Source organism: Streptomyces sp. NPDC008317 (genome assembly GCF_042955955.1).
GTDB lineage: Bacteria > Actinomycetota > Actinomycetes > Streptomycetales > Streptomycetaceae > Actinacidiphila.
In genome coordinates this window covers 1,038,152-1,060,566 of the sequence record NZ_JBIBFQ010000001.1, presented here as the reverse complement: position 1 = coordinate 1,060,566, position 22,415 = coordinate 1,038,152, and the positions used below count along the sequence as shown (strand labels likewise).

Sequence of the window (22,415 nt, the reverse complement as noted above, 5' to 3'; positions counted from 1 at the left end):
AAGCCGCATATGAGGTCCACGAGGGGCCCTTGGGGCCATACGAGGGAGCGTGCAGTGAGCCAGCCGGACATGTTTCCCGAGGAAGCACCTCGGGACGAGCCTCAGCGGCGGGCGCTGCATCATCAGCACGAGGACCTACGGGCGCTGCCGTTCCCGCTCGGCGACTGGGGCGAGCCCGCGGAACGCCTGGCGGAGCTGTACCGCTGGGCCGAGACGGGCGCCCTGCGCACCGCCGACTGGTACCTCGACGACCGTATCCGCAAGCGCCGCGGCGCCCGCGCCCTGCGTCTGGGCGCCGTCCTCTTCGGCACCGCCGGCGCCGCCCTGCCGCTGGTGGAGCTGACCGGCACCGCGGACACCAGCGCGAGCTGGGGCTATCTCGCGCTGCTCCTGGCGGGTGTCTGCCTCGGCACCGACCGCCTCTTCGGCCTGACCTCGGGGTGGATGCGCGACGTCGCCACCGCGCAGGCCGTCCAGCGCCGCCTGGAGTCCCTGCGCTTCGACTGGGCCTCCGAGAGCGTCCGCGAGGTCCTCGGCCCCACCGAGGGCACCGCCGCCGAGGCCGCGGAACGCTGTCTGGCCATCCTGCGCCGCTTCTGCGACGACCTCGCCGACCTCGTCCGGATGGAGACGTCCGACTGGATCGTCGAATTCGGCGGCCACACCTCCGGCGCTCCGCTGCGCACCCAGTCCGCCGCCTGGTGGCCGAGCCGCCAGGAGCCGCCGCCGGGTCCGCGCCTGGCGCACCCGAGCACGCGCCCCAACATGCCGCGCCAACGGCCGCCGGAGAGCCCGAGGTAGCCGGGGGCGGCTCGCCAAGTAGCCGGGGTGGCCGGGTGCGGCTCGCCAGGCAGCGCGGTGCGGCTCACCAAGGAGCCCGGTGCGGCTCGCTAAGTAGCCCGGTGCGATTAGCTGAAGACGATCATCGAGCCCTGGCCCAGGCTCCGCGTCGCCGCCGCGTGCAGGCCGAGCCACACGTGGTGTTCCCGCGCGAACGGCCCGTTGCCCACGACCGGTGAGACGGCCGGCTCCTCAAGAGTGGTGTGGTGTTCGGGCGGCGCGGGCGGCAGCGGCGGGTTGGCGGGGTCGATGCCGATGACGGGGGCCACGAATTCGAGTTCGCGCAGCAGCCCGTGACTGGAGCCGAGGGGGCCGCCGCCTTCGAGGAGTTCGTCGTTGACGACGGGCTGGGGGAAGTCGAGGGGGACGTACGCCCCCGCGTGGTCGTAGTGCCAGACCAGGTGCGACCGCTGGGCGGTGGCCTCGAACATCTCCAGGAGCTGTTCGTAGTCGCCGCCGAGGGCGTCGACCGGGGTGACCTCGAGCCCCTGGAGGCTGAGCAGATAGGCGCGGCGCAGGAAGTGCAGGGCGTCGTAGTCGAAGCACGCGATCGGGCCGACGTCGCCCGACAGCCCCGGCATGTAGTTGTAGACGGGGACGGGCGGCTGTCCGGCGTCGTTCAACGCCTTGTCGTATCGGGCGAGTTCCTCGGAGAAGGGGTTTTCCGGGCTGTGGCAGAGCACGTCCACGAGGGGCACCAGCCACAAGTCGCAGGCCACGAACACTCCATCCGGTCGGGGGCGTACAGCCTAAAACGCCCGTGCCGGTCGCGTCATGGCCGGGCGGGGACGAGCTTTTCGATGAGGGCGCTGGTGTGGTCGCTGTGCTCCAGGGTGAGGTGCCGGGCGGTCGCGGTGTCGCGGGCGGCGACGGCGTCCACGAGGGCGACGTGGTCGGACCAGCAGACCCCGGCGGTGTCGTGCAGGGCGCGCAGGTGGGGGACGGCGTAGATCCAGGTCTGGGTGCGCACGCGGTCGAGGAATTCGCAGATGTGCGGGTTGCCGCCGAGGGCGGTCAACTCGCGCCAGAAGCGCAGGTCGCAGCCGATGAGGATGTCGAGGACACCGGAGCGGGCGGCGCGGGCGGCGGCTTCGGCGCGGCGCCGCACGGACGCGATGGCGTCGGGCGGCACGTCGCCCATGCCGACCTCGGCCATCCGCCGGAAGGACGCCTCGACGACGAAGAGCCGCGCTTCGGTGAGGGTGCGGAAGTCCTGCGCGGTGAAACGGCGGACCTGGAAGCCGCGGTGCTGCTCGACTTCGAGGAGTCCCTGTGCCGCGAGGTCGACCAGGGCCTCGCGGACGGGGGTCGCGGAGACGCCGTACAGCTCGGCGATCTCCTTGACGGTGAAGTGGCGGCCGGCCTGGAGCCGTCCGGTCAGCACCTCGTCGCGCAGGGCGTCGGCGATCTGCTGGCGCAGACTGCTGCGCCGCACAGGCGATACGCCGCCGTCCGGCATGCCGTCTCCTTCGTCGTCCTTGTGCGTCGCGCGCGCCCACGTACTCCGGTGATTCGTACGTTCGTACGCGCGGGTGACTGCCGCACACGATATGCGAAGCCCGTACGCGTATGCGCGGCGAGCGGAACGGGGAACACCTCTGACCCCCTGCCGTTCATACGCTTATTCTTCGCCGTACGGGTGGGCGGCGGCGCGGTGCCGGGACGGAGCCGCACAGTGCGGAGCGGGACGGGGAAGAGCGACGATGGACGAGCTGAGGTCCGGCGATCCGCGGTCGATCGGCGCGTACCGCCTCCTGGGCAGGCTCGGGGTGGGCGGGATGGGCATCGTCTACCTGGCGCGTTCCGAGCGCGGGCGCACGGTGGCGGTGAAGCTGGTCCGCGACGAACTGGCCTCCCAGGAGGAGTTCCGCACCCGTTTCCGCCGTGAGGTGCAGGCCGCGCGCCGGGTGGGCGGGAAGTGGACCGCGCCGGTGCTGGACGCCGACACCGAGGCCGAGGTCCCGTGGGTGGCGACCGGTTATGTGGCGGGGCCCTCGCTCAGCCAGGTGGTCAAGGAGTACGGTCCGCTGCCGGAGCGTTCGGTGCGGGTGCTCGCCTCCGGGCTCGCGCACGCGCTGCGCGACATCCACGCCGCCGGTCTGGTGCACCGCGATCTCAAACCCTCGAACGTGATGATCACCATCGACGGTCCGCGGGTGATCGACTTCGGAATCGCGCGCGCCCTGGAGACGGTCGTCGACGGCGGCTCCCTCACCTATACCGGCGCCATGGTGGGCTCCCCCGGTTTCATGTCGCCCGAGCAGGTGCGCGGCGACCGGGTGACGCCCGCCTGCGACATCTTCTGCCTCGGCTCGGTGCTGGCCTACGCGTCGACCGGTCTCCAGCCGTTCGGCGCGGCGGCCAGCGGTGTGCACGCCCAGATGTTCCGGATCGTGCAGGAGCCGCCCGACCTGGACGAAGTGCCCGACGGGCTGCGCGAGTTGGTGGCCGCCTGCCTGGTGAAGGAGCCCGAGGAGCGGCCCTCGCTGGCGCGGGTGCTGGAGCGGCTGGGCGAGGCGGACGGCGGGAGCGACGACAGCGCGGCGCAGGACTCGACCGCCGAGCCGTGGCTGTCCGGCGCGATCGTGGCGCAGCTCGGACGGCACGCGGTGCGGCTGCTGGAGGTGGAGGCGGCGGCGGAGTCCCCCACGCCCACGGAGCTGGACGTGGGGGTCGTGGCCGCGGGCGGACCGGGCGCCCCCACGCCGACACGGGCGGACCCCGGCCACCTCTCGGGCACCGGCGCGCGCACCGACGGCGCGACCCCGGTCAGGCAACCGCCGCCGACCGCGTACTCACCGACCTACGGCTCGTACGCGCCCCCGGCCGGTGCGGCACCGGCCGGTCCGACGCCGCCCCCGCCGACGTACACGCAACCGCAGGCGGCAGGGCCGGACGCGGGCGGGCCGCGCAAGACGCGGCGCGGGCCGCTGATCGCGGCGATCGTCGCCCTGGTGGTCGTCGCGGGCGGCGTGACGGCGTACATCGCGGGCCAGGGGGGCACGAAGAACACGGCCGATCCGGACCCCGGTGTGAGCACACCCACCGGTCCGACGTCCCCGCCGGTCTCGGGTCCCGCGCGGACGTCGCCGGGCCAGGCGGACCCCGCGAACGCGGCGGTGCCCAGCGGCATGGTCGGCACCTGGCGGACCTCCTTCACCAGTGACGATGCGGGCGACAACACCCGGACGCTGACGGTGAAGGCGGACGGCTCCGTGGAACTGTCGGGCGACAGCGCCTCCTACGCCTGCTTCTGGTCCATGCACGTCGTCTCGGTGGGCCCGCCGGTCGAGTTGAGCCCGTCGCAGGTGGTGACGGGGACGCCCGCGTCCTCGTGCAGCCCCGGCGACGGCACCACGCTCACCCTGGTGGACGGCACCCATCTGCGCCGCGACAACCTCGACACGAGCAAGGCGCCGCTGACGTACACCAAGGTCGACCAGTGACCGCGTACGGACACAGGTAAGCCCCGCTCACCTGGGTGGGCGGGGCTTACCTACGGAACCGGAACCGGAACCGGGGCCCGGGACCTGGGGCCGTTCTAGAGGAACGAGTTGATCTCGATCGTCTCGGTACGGCCGGGGCCGACGCCGATCGCGGAGATCGGCGCGCCCGACATCTCCTCCAGCGCCTTCACGTACGCCTGCGCGTTCTTCGGCAGGTCGGAGAGCGACTTGGCCTTGCTGATGTCCTCCGTCCAGCCGGGCAGGTACTCGTAGACCGGCTTGGCGTGGTGGAAGTCGGACTGGCTGTAGGGCAGTTCCTCGACCCGGCGGCCGTCGATCTCGTACGCGACGCAGACCGGGATCTGCTCCCAGCCGGTGAGGATGTCCAGCTTGGTGAGGAAGAAGTCGGTGAGGCCGTTGACCCGGGTCGCGTAACGGGCGATGACCGCGTCGAACCAGCCGCAGCGCCGGTTGCGCCCGGTGGTGACGCCGAACTCGTGGCCCACGGTGCGCAGTCGCTCGCCGTCCGCGTCGAACAGCTCGGTGGGGAACGGTCCGGAGCCCACACGCGTGGTGTAGGCCTTGAGGATGCCGATCACCCGGCTGATCTTCGTGGGGCCGATACCGCTGCCGGTGCAGGCGCCGCCGGACGTCGGGTTGGACGACGTGACGAAGGGGTACGTGCCGTGGTCGACGTCGAGGAGCGTGCCCTGGCCGCCCTCCATCAGGACGACCTTGCCCTCGTCGAGCGCGTTGTTGAGGATCAGGGTCGTGTCGGCGACGTAGCTCCTGATCTGCTCCGCGTAGCCGAGGTACTCCTCGACGACCTGGTCGGTGCTGATCGCGCGCCGGTTGAAGAGCTTGACCAGCACCTGGTTCTTCTCGCTGAGCGCCGCGTCGACCTTCTGCTGGAGGATCGATTCGTCGAACAGGTCCTGGATGCGGATGCCCACCCGGTTGATCTTGTCGGCGTAGGCCGGGCCGATGCCGCGCCCGGTGGTGCCGATCTTGCGGTTGCCGAGGAACCGCTCCGTCACCTTGTCGATGGTCTGGTGATACGGCGTGATCAGGTGCGCGTTGCCGCTGATCAGGAGCTTGGACGTGTCGACACCGCGCTCGTTCAGCCCGCTCAGCTCGGAGAGCAGGACCGCCGGGTCGACGACGACACCGTTCCCAATGACCGGGGTGCACCCCGGTGACAGGATTCCGGAGGGGAGGAGATGCAGTGCGTACTTCTGGTCGCCGACGACGACCGTGTGGCCGGCGTTGTTGCCGCCCTGGTATCGCACCACATAGTCCACGGAGCCACCGAGCAGGTCGGTGGCCTTCCCCTTGCCCTCGTCACCCCACTGAGCACCGAGCAGCACAAGTGCGGGCACAGGCGTACACCCCTTCCGGGCGGGGCATGTCCAACGTGCAGAGAGCCGTCGAACCTGCCCCGGAATAGACGAAGCCCCTGACGCAAAGGCGCAAGGGGCTCTTGCACCGAGATTTTACCTGAGGAAGGACCAAGGTGTCGGCCGTGTCTCCTGGGCATCCTCCCCCGGACTCCGACCGGGGGCACCCCCTGCTCCTGGTCATCGACCCCGCGGCACGCGCGGTCGACGGCGAATCCGTGCGGATCGCCAAAGATGTCCTGTGCGCGGGCGCGTACTCCGTAAAAGTTTGCGTCCCGGATTCCGCGGAGGAGGCGGAGCGCGCGCTGGCGCACCGCGGTCGCCGTCACCCTGTGGTGCTCGGCGACGACGCGGCGCTGCTGCGGATGGTGCGCGCGCTGCACCGCGACCGCACGCTCGGGGAGGCGCCGGTCGCGCTGGTGCCGATCGGGCCGCGGTCCGCGCTGGCCCGCGGCCTCGGGGTGCCGGGCCAGGTGCTGGCGGCGGCGCGGGCGGTGCTCGACGGCGTCGAGCGGGAGCTCGACCTGCTGGTCGACGAGAGCGGCGGGATCGTGCTCGGCACGCTGAGCATCCCGTGCGGCACCCCGGTCTCGCAGACCGCCGCGCACTGGTGGACGCCGGTCGAGAAGACCGCCCGCTCCCTGGTCCGCACCCTCACCGCGCCGATCCCGGTCAACGGTCAGCAGCCGCGGCAACGGCTGCGCGTGGAGGCCGACGGTGTGCTGCTGGCCGATCTGGACCAGCCGGTGCAGGAGATCTCGGTCCGCACCTCGCCGTCGGGCGTGGCGGAGGTCTTCGTCCGCCGTACGGAGGGCGCGGAGCACGTACGCGCGCAGGCCCGGACCATCACCGTCTCGGGCCGGGACTTCCGCTACCGCGCGGACTCCGCCGTCACCGGGCCGGTGCGCAGCCGTACGTGGACGGTGGAGCGGTCGGCGTGGCGGCTGACGGTGCCGCGCTGAGGGCGGCAGGAGCGTTTCAGCGGGCCGCGCGTCACATCGTGGCCTTGTGCTCCCGCCAGCGGTCCATCATCGCGCCGAGCTCCCTTTGCAGGAAGTCGAAGAAGGCGGCGGTCTCGGCGAGCCGCTGACCCGCGTCCGTCTCCTCGCCGACGGTGTCTATTCCGGTGCGCAAGGTGTTCTCCCAGCGGGCGAGGACGCCGCTGCGGCTGGTGAACGTCTCGTACCACTGGTCGTGGTGCACCCGGTACAGCTCTCGGCGCGAGCCGGGGTCGCGCTCGCGGTGCACCATGCCGACCTGGGCGAGGTAGCGCACGGCGCCGGAGACCGCGGCCGGGCTGACCTGGAGCCTTTCGCTCAGCTCGGCGGAGCTGAGCGCGCCGTTCTCGGACACGAGCAGCGCGGAGAAGACCCGGGCGGCCATCCGCTGCATTCCGGCCTCGACCATCTCGGCGGCGAAGCGCTCGATGAAGGTCAGCACCTCCGCAGGTCTCTCCTCGTCCCGCGGGTCCGCCATGGCCGCCGCCTCCCTCGTCCGATCCGATCACGTCACGCTGAGTGAAGTTTATCCGCTTCGTCATCTTCACAAATTTCTGAATGTACTGTAGCTTCACAAGCATGACGGACGCAATCATGGTGGCCGGGCTCCACAAGACCTTCGGCCGCACACACGCACTCGACGGACTCGACCTGTCCGTCCGCACCGGCGAGGTGCACGGCTTCCTGGGTCCCAACGGGGCGGGGAAGTCCACCACGATCCGCGTCCTGCTCGGCCTGATCAGAGCCGACGGCGGCGAGGCCCGGCTGCTCGGCGGCGACCCGTGGCGGGACGCGGTGGCCCTGCACCGGCGGATCGCCTACGTGCCGGGCGATGTCACGCTGTGGCCCAATCTCAGCGGCGGCGAGATCATCGACCTCTTCGGCAGACTGCGCGGCGGGGGCGGCGGAGGCGCTGTGCGCGGCCGGTGGCGCGGGCGCGGGGAGACCGGCGAGCGGGCCGACGGCGGTGCCGCGAGCCGGAAACGGGAACTGCTCGACCGGTTCGAGCTGGATCCGACGAAGAAGGGCGGCGCGTATTCGAAGGGCAACCGGCAGAAGGTCGCCCTGGTCGCCGCCTTCGCCTCGGACGCCGACCTGCTGATCCTGGACGAGCCGACCTCGGGACTCGACCCGCTGATGGAAGAGGTCTTCCAGGGCTGCGTGGAGCAGACCAGGGACCGCGGGGCGACCGTGCTGCTGTCCAGCCACATCCTCAGCGAGGTCGAGGCGCTCTGCGACCGGGTCAGCATCATCCGCCAGGGCCGCACGGTGGAGACCGGCGCCCTCGGCGAGCTGCGCCATCTGACCCGCACCAGCGTCACCGCGGAACTGGCCGCCCCACCGCGCGGCCTCGACGAACTGCCCGGCGTGCACGACGTGGACGTCAGCGGGCACCACGTCACCCTCCAGGCCGACACCGACAAGCTCGACGCCCTGCTGCGCGCCCTCGCCGACACCGGCGTCCGCAGCCTCACCAGCCGCCCGCCCACCCTGGAGGAGCTGTTCCGCAGGCACTACGAGGACCCGGACGCCGACGGTCGCGCGTCGGCTGCCGAGGGCCGGGCCGTTACGCCGTCCGGACCCGGCGGGGCGCCCGCGACCGGTACTACCGCATCCGGTACGCCGTCCGGACCCGACAGGCCGTCCGCATCCGGTACGCCGTCCGCGACCGGTCCGCGTAAGGCGACGCCCCGATGAGCGGCTTCGCGGGCACCGGCGCCCTCACCCAACTGGCCCTGCGCCGCGACCGGCTGATGATCCCGGCCTGGCTGTACGTGCTGGCCGCGTCCGTCATCGGCACCGCCGCCTCCTTCCGCACGCTCTACGGCGACCAGGCCGAACGCGCGGACCTCGCGCGCAGCACCAACGCCAGCGCGCCGCTGCGCGCGCTGTTCGGACCCATCTACGACTGGGACACGATCGGCGCGCTCACCGGCTGGCGGATGGGCGTGCTCGGCGCGTCCCTCACCGGGCTGATGAGCATGCTGATCGTCGTCCGGCACACCCGTGAGGAAGAGGAGACCGGCCGCCAGGACATGCTCGGCGCGACCATGGTCGACCGCCGGGCCCCGCTCACCGCCGCCCTGTCGGCCGCCGCGACCGCCGACGTCGCCGTCGCCCTGGTCGTGCTGTGCGGCATGACCGTGCTCGGCCAGAGCCTGACGGGCTCGGTCGCGCTCGCCCTCGCCCTCGCGGTCGGCGGCATGATGTTCGCCGGGGTCGCCGCGGTGACCGCCCAGCTCACCGAGACCGCGCGGCTCGCCAAGGGTGTCGCGGGAGCCGTGCTCGGCGGCGCCTTCCTGCTGCGCGCCGCCGGGGACGCCGCGACCACCGACTCCTCCTCGCCCCTGGTGTGGATCTCACCGCTGGGCTGGCTCGAACACCTCCATCCGTACGCCGACGAGGCGTGGTGGGTGCTGCTGCCCGCCGCCGCCTTCGCCGCACTGACCTGCGGCGCCGCGTACGCGCTGGTCGCCCGCCGGGACACCGGGGCCGGTCTGCTGCCCGCCCGTCCGGGACCCGCGCGGGCGGCCCGCTCGCTGAACGGACCCCTCGCCCTGGCCTGGCGGTTGCAGCGCGGCACCCTGTACGCGTGGGCCGCGGGCCTGGCGGTCGCGGGCGGGGTCTACGGCTCGGTCACCGACTCCGTCGGGGACCTGATCGGCGGCAACGGCCAGGTGGACGACATCTTCGAGCGGATGGGCGGCCACCAGGGCCTGACCGACGCGTTCCTGTCGACCGCGATGGGCCTGCTCGGCATCATGGCCGCCGTCTTCGCCGTGCAGAGCGTGCTGCGGCTGCGCACCGAGGAGACCGGGCAGGGCGCGGGGGCCGTGCTCGCCCAGTCGGTCGGCAGGGTGCGCTGGGCCGCGAGCCACCTCGTCCACGCGCTGCTCGGGACGGTCGTCCTGCTGGCCACCGGCGGCCTGCTGATGGGCCTGGCCTACGGCGGCGCCATCGACGACATCGGCGGGCAGGTCCCCCGGCTGATCGGGGCGGCCGTCGCGCAGGCGCCCGCCGTGTGGGTGCTGATCGGGCTCGGCACCCTGCTGTTCGGCCTGCTGCCGAGGGCGTCCACGGCCGCCTGGGGCCTGCTCGGGCTCTTCGTGATGATGGGCCAGCTCGGCCCGGTGCTGCGGCTGCCGCAGCCGCTGCTCGACCTGTCGCCGTTCACCCACGTGCCGAAGCTGCCCGGCGGCGAGATCACCGCGACGCCGTACGCCTGGCTGATACTCGTGGCCGCCGGGACCCTCGCGGCCGGCCTGGCCGGGCTGCGCCGCCGCGACCTCGTCACCGGCTGACCCGCGGCGATCCGCGCAGGGGGTCGTGCGCGCGGGCCCGCCATACGGTCCCGCGCGCGGCTGCCCGTACGGTCCTGGGCCCGTCCGCCCCACGGCCCTGCGCCCGTCCGCCCCGCGGCCCTGCGCGCGTCCGCCCCGCGGCCTGCGCGTGGTTCCGCGCCGTCACCAGGTGACCAGCAGCTCCTCCGGTCCGCGGATCACATAGCCGGGGCTCCAGGCGGGCTCGGCGACCAGCCGCAGGCCGGGTGCCTGGCGCAGGAAGGTGCCGAAGGACGCGCCGAGTTCGAGGCGGGCCAGCGGGGCGCCGAGGCAGTAGTGGATGCCCGCGCCGAAGCTGACATGGCGGTTGTCGGCGGCGGGGCGGGTGACGTCGAAGCGGTCGGGGTCGGTGAAGCGGGCCGGGTCGCGGTTGGCGGAGCCGAAGAGCAGGGCGACCTCGGAGCCGCGCGGGATGACCGTGCCGCCGACCTCGATGTCGTCCAGCACCCAGCGTTCGAACATCTGCAAGGGGGTGTCGTAGCGCAGCATCTCGTCCACGCCGTCCCGCAGCCGCTCGGGGGCGTCGTAGAGGAGTTGGAGTTGGTCGGGGTGGTGGAAGAGGGTGAGCCAGCCGATGGTGGTGGTGTTGACCGTGGCCTCGTGGCCCGCGTTCAGCAGCAGCACGATGGTGGAGATCATTTCCTGCTCGCTGAGCACGTCCCCGTCCTCGCGGGCCGCGATCAGCGCGCTGATCAGGTCCTCGCCGGGGTCGGTGCGCCGGGCGGCGATGAGTTCGTGCAGATACGCGGAGAACTCCTCGCTGGCGGTGACCGCGCGGCGGGCGCTCTCCTCGGTGGGGTTCAGCTCGAACATCCCGGTGATCGCCGCCGACCAGGGCCGCAGCAGACCGCGGTCGGCGGCCGGGATGCCCAGCATCTCGGCGATGACCGCGACCGGCAGCGGCTCGGCGACCCGGGAGAGCAGGTCGCCGCCGCCGTCGGCGTGCAGGGAGGTGATGAGTCCGGCGGCCAGGCGCTCCACGGTGGGGGCCAGATTCTCCACCGTGCGCGGGGTGAAGGCCTTGGCGACCAGGCGGCGGATGCGGGAGTGCGCGGGGGCTTCGAGGTCCAGCATCCCGTTGCCGTTGAGCGTGGTGAACGGCTCGTGCTCGGCGGGCGGCGCCTCGCGGCCGAACTCCTCGTGGGTGAAGCGGTGCAGGTAGGTGCGGCCCAGACGGCGGTCGCGCAGCAGGGCGTTGACGTCGTCGTAGTGCGGGATGAGCCACTGCCTGGTCGGCTCGAACCAGTGCGCGCGGCCGGCCGCGCGCAGGGCTTCGTAGGCCGGGTAGGGGTCGGCGACGAAGGAGGGCGACCAGGGCTCGAAGGCGGGTCCGGACGAAGGGGCGGCGGGTGACGCGGGAGGGGTGGGTGTCATGGCAGATCGATGAGTCCGTGTTCGCGTAGGTAGGCCAGCTGGGCCTGGACGGAGAGCTCGGCGGCGGGCCACAGGGAGCGGTCGACGTCGGCGTAGACATGGGCGACGACGTCGGCGGCGGTGAGCAGCCCCGACTCGACAGCGGTCTCGACCTGGGCGAGCCGGTGCGCGCGGTGGGCGAGGTAGTACTCGACGGCGCCGCGGGCGTCGGTGAGCACGGGGCCGTGCCCGGGCAGCACGGTGTCCACCCCGCCGTCGACCGTCAGGGCCTGGAGCCGCCGCAGCGAATCCAGGTAGTCGCCGAGCCGCCCGTCGGGGTGCGCGACCACGGTGGTGCCGCGGCCCAGCACGGTGTCGCCCGTCAGGACGGCGCCGTCGGCCGGGAGGTGGAAGGAGAGCGAGTCGGCGGTGTGGCCGGGTGTGGAGACGACCTGGAGTTCCAGGCCGCCGGTGGTGACGGTGTCGCCCGCGGCCAGGCCCTCGTCGCCGAGCCGCAGCGCCGGGTCCAGGGCCCGTACGCGGGTGCCGGTCAGTTCGGCGAAGCGGGCCGCGCCCTCCGCGTGGTCGGGGTGGCCGTGGGTGAGCAGGGTGAGGGCGACGCGCTTGCCCGCCCGCTCGGCGACCTCCACCACGTGGGCGAGGTGGCCCTCGTCCAGCGGGCCGGGGTCGATGACGACGGCCAGCGGTGAGTCGGGTTCTGCCACGATCCAGGTGTTGGTGCCGTCCAGGGTCATCGCCGAGGGGTTGGGCGCCAGCACGCACAGGGCGCGGGCGGTGGCCCGGCCGCCGATGGTGGCCCGCGGCTCGCCGGGCGGCTTCGCGGCGGTCATCGGCCCGCTCCCTCGTCCTGGGCCCGGTCCGGGTCCTCGCTCCGCGCCGCGTCCTGAGCCTGGCCCTGGTCCTGAGTCTGGCCTTGGCCCTGGTCCTGAGCCGGGTCCGGGTCCCGGCCCTGACCCTGGACCTGGCCCCGGTCCGGCAGCGGACCCGCCGTGCCCGGGATGAAGCGGGTGAACTCGTCGTGTCCCGGCCAGGTCAGGACGACGTCGCCGTGCTCGTCGAGGGCGGCGCGGGCCAGGACCGGGGTGAGGTCCCGGTCACCCGCGGCGGTGAGCGCGTCCGCGGCAGAGGCGTACGGCAGCAGGTCGCGCAGTGTGGTGACGGTCGGCGGCAGCATGCTCAGCTCGCCGCGGTCGTAGCCCGCGACGGCCTCGGCGGGCGGCAGCCACACGGTGTGGTCCGCCTCGCCCGACACGTCCCGCGTGCGCTGCCCGGCCGGGAGGGTGGCGAGGAAGAACCAGGTGTCGTAGCGGCGCTCCTCGAACTCCGGGGTGATCCAGCGCGCCCAGGGGCCGAGCAGGTCGGAGCGCAGGACGAGTTCGCGGCGGGCCAGGAAGTCGGCGAAGGACAGGTGGTGAGCGGCCAGCGCGGCCCGGTCCGCCTCCCAGTCCGCCCCGGTGATGTCGGCGACGACGGTCTCGGGGTCGGGCCCGGCGAGCAGCACCCCCGATTCCTCGAAGGTCTCCCGCACCGCCGCGCACACCACGGCCTGCGCGACCGCCTCGCTCGCCCCCAGCGCCGCCGCCCACGCCTCCAGCGACGGCCCGGCCCACCCCACCGGACGCTCGTCGCGCGGGTCCACGCCGCCGCCCGGATACGCGTACGCGCCCCCGGCGAAGGCCATGGAGGCGCGTCTGCGCAGCATGTGGACGGCCGGTCCGCCGGCGTCGGTGTCCCGCAGCAGCAGTACGGTCGCCGCCCGCCGCGGCGTGACGGGGAGCAGTTCCCCGCTCGTCAGCGCCCGGATGCGGTCCGGCCACGAGGCGGGGAACATCTGTCCGTCGGTCCTGGTCATGGGCGGGATGCTACGTCCATCCGGCGCGATGTTCGAGAGCCGCCGCCCGCAGGGACCTCCCCGCGACGTTCGAGAGCCGCCGCCCGCGGGGGCCTCCCCCGCGGGCGGCGGACCGGCGGACTCAGTCCGTCAGCTCGACCTGGACCTCGACCTCGACCGGGGCGTCCAGCGGGAGGACGGCCACGCCGACGGCGCTGCGCGCGTGCACACCCTTCTCACCGAGGACCTCGCCGAGCAGCTCGCTGGCGCCGTTGATCACACCGGGCTGGCCGGTGAAGTCGGGGGCGGAGGCGACGAAGCCGACGACCTTGACCACACGGGCGATCCGGTCGAGGTCACCGATGACCGAGCGGACGGCGGCCAGCGCGTTGAGCGCGCAGATGCGGGCCAGGTCCTTCGCCTCGTCGGCGGTCACCTCGGCGCCGACCTTGCCGGTCAGCGCGAGCTTGCCCTCGACCATGGGGAGCTGCCCCGAGGTGAAGACGTACCGCCCGGAGATCACCGCGGGCTGGTAGGCCGCCAGCGGCGGGACCACGTCCGGCAGCGTCAGCCCCAGCTCCGCGAGCCTCGCGTCGACGGCGCCGCTCACGCGGCCTTCTCCCGCTTGAAGTACGCCACGAGCTGCTCGGGGCTCATCCCCGGCACGACCTGCACCAGTTCCCAGCCGTCCTCGCCCCACGTGTCGAGGATCTGCTTCGTCGCGTGCACGAGCAGCGGCACGGTCGCGTATTCCCACTTCTTCGCCATACGGCGACTGTAGTGCCTCCCCGGCGGCCGTCCGGCACGGCGCTCCCCGACCGGCGGGGACCGTACGCGGACCACCCGCGGACCACTGCCGCGCCCCCCGTTCGGCCGCGCGCCGCCGCCCCGGATCGACACCCGGCGGTCATCGCGCCGTCACCCCAACCGCACGGCCGCCCGAGTACGTGGTGCCTTCAGTGGTTAGGCTCGCAAGGTGAGCCCTCAACAGTCTTCCGCCGTCAGGCTCCACATCGTGACGGGCAAGGGCGGCACGGGAAAGACCACGGTCGCCGCCGCGCTGTCCCTCGCGCTCGCGTCCGAGGGACGGCGTGTGCTGCTGGCCGAGGTGGAGGAGCGGCAGGGCATCGCCCAGCTCTTCGAGACCGAGGCGCTGCCGTACCAGGAGCGGAAAATCGCTTCCGCACCCGGCGGCGGCGAGGTGCACGCGCTGGCCATCGACGCCGAGCTGGCGATGCTGGACTACCTGGACATGTTCTACAAGCTCGGCCGCGCCGGGCGCGCGCTCAAGAAGCTCGGCGCGATCGACTTCGCCACCACCGTCGCCCCCGGGCTGCGGGACGTGCTGCTGACCGGCAAGGTCTGCGAGGCCGTCCGCCGCAAGGACAAGGCGGGCTGGCCGGTGTACGACGCGGTGGTGCTCGACGCCCCGCCCACCGGGCGGATCACCCGCTTCCTCAACGTCAACGACGAGGTCGCCGGGCTGGCCCGGATGGGCCCCATACACAACCAGGCGCAGACCGTGATGCGCGTGATGAAGTCCCCGCAGACCGCCGTCCACCTGGTGACGCTCCTGGAGGAGATGCCGGTCCAGGAGACGATGGACGGCGTCGCGGACCTGCGCTCCGCCGGGCTGCCGGTGGGCGCCGTCATCGTCAACATGGTGCGCCCCGTCCTCCTGGAGGACGCCGCCCTCGCCCAGGTCACCGACCTCCCGGCGGGCGGCAGCGGTGGCGGCGTCGGCAAGCGGCGCACGGCCGTCGCCAAGGCGCTGTCCCAGGCCGGGCTCGGCGGCGCCCGGCGCGGCGGGGTCGCCGAGCGGCTCGTCGACCCGCTGCTCGCCCAGGCGTACGAGCACGCCGAGCGGGTGGTCCTGGAGCGCGAGCAGCGCGCCGAGATCGGCGGACTCGGCCTTCCCGTACGGGAGTTGGAGCTGATCGGCGAGGGCGTGGACCTCGGCGGGCTCTACCGGCTGGCCGACAGCCTGCGCAAGCAGGCCGTGCCGGGCTTCGGCGGCACCTTCGCCAAGGACGGCGCCCGCGGAGAATCCGCCGCTCACCCGGACGAAGACACCGACACCGGAGACGAGGCCTGACCCATGAGCCTGGAGAGCCCCGTGCTGGAGATCGACCCGCTGCTCGACGACCCCAAGACGCGGATCATCGTGTGCTGCGGTTCCGGCGGTGTCGGCAAGACGACGACCGCCGCGTCCCTGGGCGTACGCGCGGCCGAGCGCGGCCGTACGGCCGTCGTACTCACGATCGACCCGGCGCGGCGGCTGGCCCAGTCCATGGGCCTGACCGAACTGGACAACACCCCGCGCGAGGTGGCCGGAATCGATCGGTCCGCCGGCGGTTCGCTGCACGCGATGATGCTGGACATGAAGCGGACCTTCGACGAGGTCGTGGTCCAGCACTCCGATCAGGAGCGGGCCCGCGCGATCCTGGAGAACCCCTTCTACCAGTCCCTGTCGGCCGGTTTCGCGGGCACGCAGGAGTACATGGCGATGGAGAAGCTGGGCCAGCTCAGGGCCCAGGACGCCTGGGACCTGATCATCGTCGACACCCCGCCGAGCCGCAGCGCGCTGGACTTCCTGGACGCGCCCAAGCGGCTCGGCTCCTTCCTCGACGGCAAGTTCATCAAGCTGCTGATGGCCCCGGCCAAGGTCGGCGGCCGGGCCGGGGTGAAATTCCTCAACATCGGGATGTCGATGATGACCGGCACCCTCAGCAAGGTGATGGGCGCGGGACTGCTGCGTGACGTGCAGACCTTCGTGGCGGCCATGGACACCATGTTCGGCGGCTTCAGGACCCGCGCCGACGCCACGTACCGGCTGCTCCAGGCGCCGGGCACGGCCTTCCTGGTGGTCGCCGCCCCGGAGCGGGACGCCCTTCGGGAGGCGGCCTACTTCGTGGAACGCCTGGCGGCCGAGGACATGCCGCTCGCCGGTCTCGTCCTCAACCGCGTCCACGGCAGCGGCGCCGCGCACCTCACCGCGGAGCGGGCGCTGGCCGCCGCCGAGGCCCTGGAGGAGGCGCTGGAAGAAAATCTTGCGGACGGCGGCATTGTGGATCATCCGACCGGGAAGGCTGACTCCCAGCGGGCCTCCGCGGCCAGTCAGGCAAGCACCGCCGGCAGCTCGAGCGCCAGCGGCTCAGGCACGTCCAGCACTGCGAGCACGGGCAGCACAGCGAGCACGTCCAGCACAGCGACCGCGGCCGGTACCGAACGGCTGGCCGCCGGATTGCTGCGCCTCCATGCCGAACGCATGCAGGTGGTCGCGCGTGAACGACGCACGCGCGACCGCTTTGTGTCCGTCCACCCGGAGGTGCCCATGGTGGACGTGACAGCGCTGCCCGGTGACGTACACGATCTGACCGGGTTGCGGGCGATCGGCGAGCAGTTGGCGGACGGTCGGCCCGCGGCCGCGTAGTGGTGCGAGGTCGGACCGCGCGGTGACGCGGGGCCGGACCCGTACGTGATGGTGCGGTTCTGACCGGTCGTCAGCCCGCGGCGGCGTAGTCGTCCTCGTCGTCGAGCGGGATGAGGCCGGTGCTGCGCTCGTACTCGGTGCGTGCCGTCTCCAGCAGTCTGCGCCACGAGGTCACCATGGGGCGCCGTCGCAGCAGCGCACGGCGTTCACGCTCGGTCATACCCCCCCACACGCCGAACTCCACCCGGTTGTCGAGCGCGTCCGCCAGGCACTCGGTCCGCACCGGGCAGCCGGTGCACACCGCCTTGGCCCTGTTCTGAGCCGCGCCCTGGACGAACAGCTCGTCCGGATCTGTGGTCCTGCACGCCGCCTGCGTGCTCCAGTCGGTTACCCAGCTACTCATGCTGGCGCCGTCCTCTCCCGAATCGAGGCTCCCCCACGGCGGCAAGCGGCATATTCACCGTTGCCAGTTGAGGACGTTACGGAAGGTAGGCGCGGCGCAACAGCCCTTTCCGGCCCAATCTTGCATGGCCCGAACGGACTATGCGTGCGCGGGAGATCACCCAACGGAGTGAGGCGGGCTTATGCGGCACCAATATCGGACTTAAGAGGCGAAGTAGCACACATCGTCTCGCCATAAGGGACAAGTCCCTCGGCATATGCCGAATTTCGGGCAGTTCTCATCACTCACAAGAGTGACGAAGGAAGGCAGGAACGCGCCCGACGATCGCGCCCTGTCCGTTACAGAGTAGGCGAACAGTTGGGCGCACGTCCGGGGAATCGCAACGTAGGCTGCCTCCATGGCACACAAGCGATCGGGCGGGGGGCTGAGCACAGCCCAGCAGGCCGCCAAGTTCCTCGGCGTCAGCGTGCTCTCCGGCGTGGTCCTCGCGGGCATCGCGCTGCCCGCCGTGGGCGCGCTCGGCCTGTCGGCCAAGGGCACCGCGGCCGGCTTCGACGACCTGCCGGGCGAGCTGAAGACCCCGCCGCTCAGCCAGGCGTCGAAGATCCTGGACGCGCACGGCGGCCTGATCGCCACGGTCTACTCGCGCGACCGCACCGTCGTCCCGATCGAGGACATGAGCCCCAATGTCCTCAGCGCCATCGTCGCCATCGAGGACTCGCGCTTCTACGAGCACGGCGCGCTCGACCCCAAGGGCATCCTGCGCGCGCTCAGCAACAACGCGTCGGAGGGCGGCACCCAGGGTGCCTCGACCCTGACGCAGCAGTACGTGAAGAACGTCTTCGTGGAGGAGGCGGGCGACGACCCCAACAAGGTCGCCCTCGCCACCCAGCAGACGATCGGCCGCAAGATCAAGGAAATGAAGTACGCGATCCAGGTCGAGAAGGAACTCGGCAAGAAGAAGATCCTGGAGAACTACCTCAACATCACCTTCTTCGGCGAGCAGGCGTACGGCGTCGAGGCCGCCTCGCAGCGGTATTTCAGCAAGCACGCCAAGAACCTGTCGCTCACCGAGGCCGCGCTGCTGGCGGGCCTGGTCCAGTCGCCGAGCCGCTACGACCCGATCAACGACGAGCAGGAAGCCCTCAAGCGCCGCAATACGGTGCTGGCGCGCATGGCGCAGCTCAAGGACATCACCCCTGAGCAGTCCGCCGCCGCGCAGAAGGCGCCGCTCGGCCTGAAGGTCAGCTCGCCGAAGAACGGCTGCATCACCGCCGTCAACGGCGCGGGCTTCTTCTGCGACTACGTGCGCAACACCTTCCTCACCAACGCCGCCTTCGGCAAGACGAAGGAGGAGCGCGCCAAGACCTGGGACACCGGCGGTCTGACCATCAAGACCACGCTCGACCCCAAGGCGCAGGCGGGTGTGCTGGACGGCATCAGCAAGCACGTCTACAAGAGCGACGCCATCGCCGCCGCCGTCACCCTGGTGGAGCCCGGCACCGGCAAGATCGTCGCGATGGGCCAGAGCAAGCCGTACGGCTTCGGCAAGAACGAGACGCAGATCAACTTCTCGGTCAACGCCAACATGGGCGGCGGCCAGGGCTTCCAGAACGGTTCGACGTTCAAGCCCATCACGGCCGCCGCGGCGCTCGAAGCGGGCTACAAGCCGGACCAGTCGGAGCCGTCGCCGAACAAGATGACGTACCCCGACGTCACGACCTGCGACAACAACACGATCCACGGCACCGACGAGACGGGCAACGAGGACCCGTCCGAGGTGGGCCCGTACCAGATGCCCGAGGCGCTGAAGAAGTCGATCAACACCTACTTCCTCCAGCTCGAGAGCCAGACCGGGCTCTGCCCGATCGTCAACATGGCGACCAAGCTGGGCCTCAACCGCGCCGACGGCAAGCCGCTGAACCAGATCGCCTCGCTCACCCTCGGCACCAACGAGGTGTCGCCGCTCAATGTGGCCGCCGCGTACGCCGCCTTCGCCAACCGCGGCGTCTACTGCACGCCGATCGCCATCCAGTCCGTGACGGCCGCGGGCGGCAAGAAGCTGACGGTGCCCAAGTCGCTCTGCTCGCAGGCCATGTCGCAGAACACGGCCGACACCATCAACACGATGCTCAAGGGCGTCGTCGACGACGGTACGGGCGAGGCGGCCAACCTGGACGACGGCCGGGACACCGCCGGTAAGACCGGTACGACCGACGACCGGTGGGCGGCCTGGTTCGCCGGCTACACGCCGAACATGGCGGCGGCCGTGTGGATGGGTGACCCCAAGCACTCCAAGAAGATGAAGAACATCACCATCGGCGGCAAGTACTACCCGCTGGTGTACGGCGCCGACGGTCCCGCCCCCATCTGGAAGGACGCCGTCTCCGCGTCCCTGGAGGGCAAGCCGGTGCTCAGCTTCGTGACGGTGCCGCTCAACATCCAGGACAAGGGCAAGAACCCCCCGGCGTCGCCCGATCCGAACAACCCGGGCAACGCCACCAACACCGACGACAAGCACAAGGGCCGCGGCCACGGCCCCGGCGGCGTCACCACGATGGGCACGACCACCGGCGCCATCACGGCGGGCGCCGCCGGCGGCGGCACCAACGGCGGTACGACGACGGGTACGACCGCGGGCGCGACCGGTGCCAACGGCGCCACCAACGGCAGCCCCAACCCCTTCCCGACCTTCCCCGGCCTGACCACCGGCGGCGGGAACGGCCGGGCGGGGGGTACGACGGGGGCGACGTAGGGGTCGACGCGGGCCGACGCAGGTGTGAGGCGTCGGCCGGCGCATAAGTGACGTCGTAAGGGGCGCCCTCCTGGGAGGGCGCCCCTTACGCGTGAGGTCTGCTGATGAGTGCGCGGATCAGCCCGCGAGCTGGCGCTTCACCTCGGCGGCGACCCGGCCGCCCTCCGCGAGCCCGGCCACCTTCGGGTTGACGATCTTCATGACGGCGCCCATGGCGCGCGGTCCCTCGGCCCCCGACTCGGCGATGGCGTCCCGGACGATCGCGGTCAGCTCCTCGTCCCCGAGCTGCTTGGGCAGGTACTCCGCCAGCACCTCGCCCTCGGCGCGCTCCCGCTCCGCCGACTCCGCCCGGCCGCCCTGCGCGAAGGCCTCGGCCGCCTCCCGCCGCTTCTTCGCCTCGCGCGTGATCACCTTCAGCACCTCGTCGTCGGAGAGGATGCGCGCGGTGGTGCCCGCGACCTCCTCCTTCGTGATGGCCGTGAGGGTGAGCCGGAGCGTGGCGGAGCGCAGTTCGTCGCGTCCCTTGATCGCCTTGGTGAGGTCGTCGTGCAGTCGCTGCTTGAGCGTGGTGGTCATACGCCGAGTTTCGCATCCCTGCGCGGCGGTCGCGCCGCATATACGAGGGAGGCGGGGGGCGACTGCCCGTCGGGGGGTCTGTGCGGCTGGCCGTGGCAGGGTGCGCCGTGGCTGAAGGGTGCCCGTCTGGAGGGGGCTCCTGTCTGAAGGGTGCGCCCGGCTGAAGGGCGCGCCCGGCTGAAGGGCGCCCGTTTGAAGGGTGCGCCCAGCTGAAGGGTGCGCCCGGCACCGGTCGAGGGGCCTTGGCGCGCGTACGGCCCGGACTCTGACACGATGGACGTATGCGCGCGCGATACGGAATTCCCCTCGGTGTGACGGCGGCCGGCGCGGCCAGCCTGGCGTACGCGGCCGGTTTCGAGGCGCGGTCCTTCCGCCTGCGCCGCGTCGACATCCCGGTGCTGCCCGAGGGCATGCGCCCGATCCGTATCCTCCAGGTCTCCGACATCCACATGGTGTCGGGCCAGAACAAGAAGCGCCGCTGGCTCCAGTCGCTGGCGGGCCTGCGTCCCGACCTGGTCGTCAACACCGGCGACAATCTGTCGGACCCCACCGCCGTACCCGAAGTCCTGGACGCGCTGGGCCCGTTGATGCAGTTCCCCGGCACGTACGTCTTCGGGTCGAACGACTACTACGGCCCCAAGTTCCGTAATCCCGCCCGGTACTTGGTGGAGAAGGCGCGCGGCCAGCACGGTCTGAACGGCAAGGACCGCGCCGCGCACGGCGTCCTGCGCAACCCCTGGGGCGAGCTGCGCGACGCGTTCGACGCGGCGGGCTGGGTCGGCCTCAGCAACTCCCGCGGGCAGCTCAAGCTCGACCACGGCCCCGTGCTCGGCCTCACCGGCCTGGACGACCCGCACATCAAGCGCGACCGCTACGCCGCGGTCGCGGGCGGCCCCGACCCGGACACCGACTTCAATCTGGCGGTCGTCCACGCGCCCTACCTGCGCGTCCTGGACGCCTTCACCTCCGACCGCTACCCGCTGATCCTCGCCGGGCACACCCACGGCGGCCAGATCTGCGTCCCCTTCTACGGCGCGCTGGTCACCAACTGCGACCTCGACACCGACCGCGTCAAGGGCCTGTCCACCCATACGGCCACCGGCTCCACGTCCTACCTGCACGTCTCCGCGGGCTGCGGTGCCAACCGCTTCACCCCGGTCCGCATCGCCTGCCCGCCCGAGGCGACACTCCTGACGCTCACCAGCCGCTGACCCGTCCCGCCGTCCGCCGTCTCGTACGGTGAGGCATGCCTGCAATCCCCCGTTCGTACGTGGCGGCCTTCCGGCTGCTGATCGCGGCAGCGGCGGTGACGGGAATCACCATCGAGTGCGCGCACTTCCCGCCGCTGCGGGTCTTCACGTACTTCACGGTCCTCACCAACGCGGCGATCGCGCTGACCTTCGCCTGGTCCGCGTACCGCACCTGGACCCGGCGTCCTCCGATCCCCCCGCTGATCCACGGCGCCGTCCTGCTCTGCATCGTGATCACCGGCCTCGTCTACCACCTCGTCCTCGCCAATGACGCGAGCGACTTCTCCGAGTCCGAGGCCCTGGGCGCCCGCACCGGCGCCCTCGCCTTCTCCAACCAGCTCCTCCACACCGTGACCCCCCTCACGGTCGTCCTCGACTGGCTCCTGCTCACCGCCCCCGGCCGCTTCCCCTGGCGCTACGCCGGCCAATGGCTCCTGCTCCCCCTCGCCTACTTCGCCTTCGCCCTCATCCGCGGCCCCTTCTCCGGCTACCCCTATCCCTTCCTCGACGTCGACACCCGCGGCTACCCCGCCACCCTCCTCACCGCCCTCCTCCTCGCCCTCGCCTTCGCCGCCCTCTCCCTCCTCCTGATCCTCCTCGACCACCACCGCCCCTCCCCCCGAAGAAACCGGATTTCGCCCTCAGCCCCCCGTCCGCTAAAGTAAACCCCGTTGCACCGGGGTGTGGCGCAGCTTGGTAGCGCGCTTCGTTCGGGACGAAGAGGCCGTGGGTTCAAATCCCGCCACCCCGACTGGTGACACTGCACGTGAG

General features: G+C 71.9%; 21 protein-coding genes and 1 tRNA gene. 11 read left to right on the top strand and 11 right to left on the bottom strand.

Features of this window, described 5'->3' with window-relative positions; genetic code table 11:
* The first annotated feature begins 54 nt into the window (after positions 1-54).
* On the top strand, positions 55-801 hold the full coding sequence (locus tag ACFY9V_RS04435) for an SLATT domain-containing protein (RefSeq protein ID WP_391159365.1): 747 nt from the start codon (positions 55-57) through the stop codon (positions 799-801).
* A gap of 107 nt (positions 802-908) precedes the next feature.
* Here the strand turns inward: ACFY9V_RS04435 and ACFY9V_RS04430 are convergent, their stop codons facing one another.
* Together ACFY9V_RS04430 and ACFY9V_RS04425 are read right to left on the bottom strand one after the other, a co-directional pair.
* Positions 909-1,559 (bottom strand): hypothetical protein, encoded by a 651-nt coding sequence (locus tag ACFY9V_RS04430; protein ID WP_188284155.1) that lies wholly within the window; start codon positions 1,557-1,559, stop codon positions 909-911.
* 53 nt (positions 1,560-1,612) lie between these two features.
* A complete protein-coding gene (locus ACFY9V_RS04425) occupies positions 1,613-2,299 on the bottom strand; it encodes a GntR family transcriptional regulator (protein WP_391159362.1) in 687 nt (228 codons plus the stop codon).
* Between the two features lie 244 nt (positions 2,300-2,543).
* Here ACFY9V_RS04425 and ACFY9V_RS04420 point away from each other — a divergent pair, with 244 nt between their 5' ends.
* A complete protein-coding gene (locus ACFY9V_RS04420) occupies positions 2,544-4,286 on the top strand; it encodes a protein kinase (RefSeq protein WP_391159360.1) in 1,743 nt (580 codons plus the stop codon).
* Positions 4,287-4,381: 95 nt separating this feature from the next.
* Here the strand turns inward: ACFY9V_RS04420 and ACFY9V_RS04415 are convergent, their stop codons facing one another.
* On the bottom strand, positions 4,382-5,665 hold the full coding sequence (locus ACFY9V_RS04415; RefSeq protein ID WP_391130413.1) for an adenylosuccinate synthase: 1,284 nt from the start codon (positions 5,663-5,665) through the stop codon (positions 4,382-4,384).
* A gap of 134 nt (positions 5,666-5,799) precedes the next feature.
* On the opposite strand from ACFY9V_RS04415, the gene ACFY9V_RS04410 reads away from it, so the two are divergent.
* Entirely contained in the window at positions 5,800-6,645 is an 846-nt protein-coding gene (locus ACFY9V_RS04410; protein ID WP_355336121.1) for a diacylglycerol kinase family protein, read from the top strand.
* A gap of 31 nt (positions 6,646-6,676) precedes the next feature.
* Here ACFY9V_RS04410 and ACFY9V_RS04405 read toward each other — a convergent pair whose 3' ends face one another.
* Positions 6,677-7,159, bottom strand: coding sequence for a helix-turn-helix domain-containing protein (locus tag ACFY9V_RS04405; RefSeq protein WP_355336119.1), 483 nt, complete (start codon positions 7,157-7,159; stop codon positions 6,677-6,679).
* A gap of 101 nt (positions 7,160-7,260) precedes the next feature.
* Between ACFY9V_RS04405 and ACFY9V_RS04400 the strand changes: the two genes are divergently transcribed.
* Both ACFY9V_RS04400 and ACFY9V_RS04395 read left to right on the top strand, forming a co-directional pair.
* Complete coding sequence (locus ACFY9V_RS04400) at positions 7,261-8,379, top strand: ATP-binding cassette domain-containing protein (protein WP_391159358.1); 1,119 nt, start codon at positions 7,261-7,263, stop codon at positions 8,377-8,379.
* Entirely contained in the window at positions 8,376-9,983 is a 1,608-nt protein-coding gene (locus tag ACFY9V_RS04395; RefSeq protein ID WP_391159356.1) for an ABC transporter permease, read from the top strand. Before ACFY9V_RS04400 ends, ACFY9V_RS04395 begins: the two co-directional genes overlap by 4 nt.
* A 162-nt stretch (positions 9,984-10,145) precedes the next feature.
* Here the strand turns inward: ACFY9V_RS04395 and ACFY9V_RS04390 are convergent, their stop codons facing one another.
* The 5 genes from ACFY9V_RS04390 to ACFY9V_RS04370 form a co-directional block, all read right to left on the bottom strand.
* Positions 10,146-11,396, bottom strand: coding sequence for a cytochrome P450 (locus tag ACFY9V_RS04390; RefSeq protein WP_391159355.1), 1,251 nt, complete (start codon positions 11,394-11,396; stop codon positions 10,146-10,148).
* Positions 11,393-12,226 carry an MBL fold metallo-hydrolase gene (locus tag ACFY9V_RS04385; RefSeq protein ID WP_391042643.1) on the bottom strand — a complete coding sequence of 278 codons (834 nt, stop codon included), beginning with the start codon at positions 12,224-12,226 and terminating at the stop codon, positions 11,393-11,395. The genes ACFY9V_RS04390 and ACFY9V_RS04385 overlap by 4 nt, the downstream gene beginning before the upstream one ends.
* A complete protein-coding gene (locus ACFY9V_RS04380) occupies positions 12,223-13,248 on the bottom strand; it encodes an NUDIX hydrolase (protein WP_391159352.1) in 1,026 nt (341 codons plus the stop codon). The genes ACFY9V_RS04385 and ACFY9V_RS04380 overlap by 4 nt, the downstream gene beginning before the upstream one ends.
* A gap of 121 nt (positions 13,249-13,369) precedes the next feature.
* Positions 13,370-13,837: a RidA family protein gene (locus ACFY9V_RS04375; protein WP_355336109.1), complete on the bottom strand. Its 468-nt coding sequence runs from the start codon at positions 13,835-13,837 to the stop codon at positions 13,370-13,372.
* Complete coding sequence (locus ACFY9V_RS04370; protein ID WP_188284144.1) at positions 13,834-13,995, bottom strand: DUF4177 domain-containing protein; 162 nt, start codon at positions 13,993-13,995, stop codon at positions 13,834-13,836. The genes ACFY9V_RS04375 and ACFY9V_RS04370 overlap by 4 nt, the downstream gene beginning before the upstream one ends.
* Before the next feature lie 208 nt (positions 13,996-14,203).
* Here ACFY9V_RS04370 and ACFY9V_RS04365 point away from each other — a divergent pair, with 208 nt between their 5' ends.
* A complete protein-coding gene (locus ACFY9V_RS04365) occupies positions 14,204-15,322 on the top strand; it encodes an ArsA-related P-loop ATPase (protein WP_391159350.1) in 1,119 nt (372 codons plus the stop codon).
* Between the two features lie 3 nt (positions 15,323-15,325).
* On the top strand, positions 15,326-16,660 hold the full coding sequence (locus ACFY9V_RS04360) for an ArsA-related P-loop ATPase (protein ID WP_391042638.1): 1,335 nt from the start codon (positions 15,326-15,328) through the stop codon (positions 16,658-16,660).
* A 70-nt stretch (positions 16,661-16,730) separates the two neighbouring features.
* Here ACFY9V_RS04360 and ACFY9V_RS04355 read toward each other — a convergent pair whose 3' ends face one another.
* Positions 16,731-17,063: a WhiB family transcriptional regulator gene (locus ACFY9V_RS04355; RefSeq protein WP_093716024.1), complete on the bottom strand. Its 333-nt coding sequence runs from the start codon at positions 17,061-17,063 to the stop codon at positions 16,731-16,733.
* Between the two features lie 397 nt (positions 17,064-17,460).
* Between ACFY9V_RS04355 and ACFY9V_RS04350 the strand changes: the two genes are divergently transcribed.
* Positions 17,461-19,818 (top strand): transglycosylase domain-containing protein, encoded by a 2,358-nt coding sequence (locus ACFY9V_RS04350; RefSeq protein ID WP_391159349.1) that lies wholly within the window; start codon positions 17,461-17,463, stop codon positions 19,816-19,818.
* Positions 19,819-19,935: 117 nt separating this feature from the next.
* Here the strand turns inward: ACFY9V_RS04350 and ACFY9V_RS04345 are convergent, their stop codons facing one another.
* A complete protein-coding gene (locus ACFY9V_RS04345) occupies positions 19,936-20,394 on the bottom strand; it encodes a GatB/YqeY domain-containing protein (RefSeq protein ID WP_355336100.1) in 459 nt (152 codons plus the stop codon).
* Positions 20,395-20,675: 281 nt separating this feature from the next.
* Between ACFY9V_RS04345 and ACFY9V_RS04340 the strand changes: the two genes are divergently transcribed.
* From ACFY9V_RS04340 to ACFY9V_RS04330, 3 genes are all read left to right on the top strand, one after another.
* A complete protein-coding gene (locus ACFY9V_RS04340; RefSeq protein WP_391159347.1) occupies positions 20,676-21,605 on the top strand; it encodes a metallophosphoesterase in 930 nt (309 codons plus the stop codon).
* 35 nt (positions 21,606-21,640) lie between these two features.
* Positions 21,641-22,309, top strand: a complete 669-nt coding sequence (locus ACFY9V_RS04335; protein WP_391159345.1) for a Pr6Pr family membrane protein — start codon at positions 21,641-21,643, stop codon at positions 22,307-22,309.
* Between the two features lie 12 nt (positions 22,310-22,321).
* Positions 22,322-22,395 (top strand) — tRNA-Pro (locus ACFY9V_RS04330).
* The last annotated feature ends 20 nt before the right edge of the window (positions 22,396-22,415 follow it).

Bases quoted from the DNA above. Each gene is read 5' to 3' on its own strand.
- ACFY9V_RS04420 (WP_391159360.1), top strand. From the start codon at position 2,544: ATGGACGAGCTGAGGTCCGGCGATCCGCGGTCGATCGGCGCGTACCGC.
- ACFY9V_RS04385 (WP_391042643.1), bottom strand. From the start codon at position 12,226: ATGACCGCCGCGAAGCCGCCCGGCGAGCCGCGGGCCACCATCGGCGGC.
- ACFY9V_RS04390 (WP_391159355.1), bottom strand. From the start codon at position 11,396: ATGACACCCACCCCTCCCGCGTCACCCGCCGCCCCTTCGTCCGGACCC.
- ACFY9V_RS04345 (WP_355336100.1), bottom strand. From the start codon at position 20,394: ATGACCACCACGCTCAAGCAGCGACTGCACGACGACCTCACCAAGGCG.
- ACFY9V_RS04355 (WP_093716024.1), bottom strand. From the start codon at position 17,063: ATGAGTAGCTGGGTAACCGACTGGAGCACGCAGGCGGCGTGCAGGACC.
- ACFY9V_RS04405 (WP_355336119.1), bottom strand. From the start codon at position 7,159: ATGGCGGACCCGCGGGACGAGGAGAGACCTGCGGAGGTGCTGACCTTC.
- ACFY9V_RS04370 (WP_188284144.1), bottom strand. From the start codon at position 13,995: ATGGCGAAGAAGTGGGAATACGCGACCGTGCCGCTGCTCGTGCACGCG.
- ACFY9V_RS04335 (WP_391159345.1), top strand. From the start codon at position 21,641: ATGCCTGCAATCCCCCGTTCGTACGTGGCGGCCTTCCGGCTGCTGATC.
- ACFY9V_RS04350 (WP_391159349.1), top strand. From the start codon at position 17,461: ATGGCACACAAGCGATCGGGCGGGGGGCTGAGCACAGCCCAGCAGGCC.
- ACFY9V_RS04340 (WP_391159347.1), top strand. From the start codon at position 20,676: ATGCGCGCGCGATACGGAATTCCCCTCGGTGTGACGGCGGCCGGCGCG.
- ACFY9V_RS04380 (WP_391159352.1), bottom strand. From the start codon at position 13,248: ATGACCAGGACCGACGGACAGATGTTCCCCGCCTCGTGGCCGGACCGC.
- ACFY9V_RS04395 (WP_391159356.1), top strand. From the start codon at position 8,376: ATGAGCGGCTTCGCGGGCACCGGCGCCCTCACCCAACTGGCCCTGCGC.
- ACFY9V_RS04360 (WP_391042638.1), top strand. From the start codon at position 15,326: ATGAGCCTGGAGAGCCCCGTGCTGGAGATCGACCCGCTGCTCGACGAC.
- ACFY9V_RS04425 (WP_391159362.1), bottom strand. From the start codon at position 2,299: ATGCCGGACGGCGGCGTATCGCCTGTGCGGCGCAGCAGTCTGCGCCAG.
- ACFY9V_RS04400 (WP_391159358.1), top strand. From the start codon at position 7,261: ATGACGGACGCAATCATGGTGGCCGGGCTCCACAAGACCTTCGGCCGC.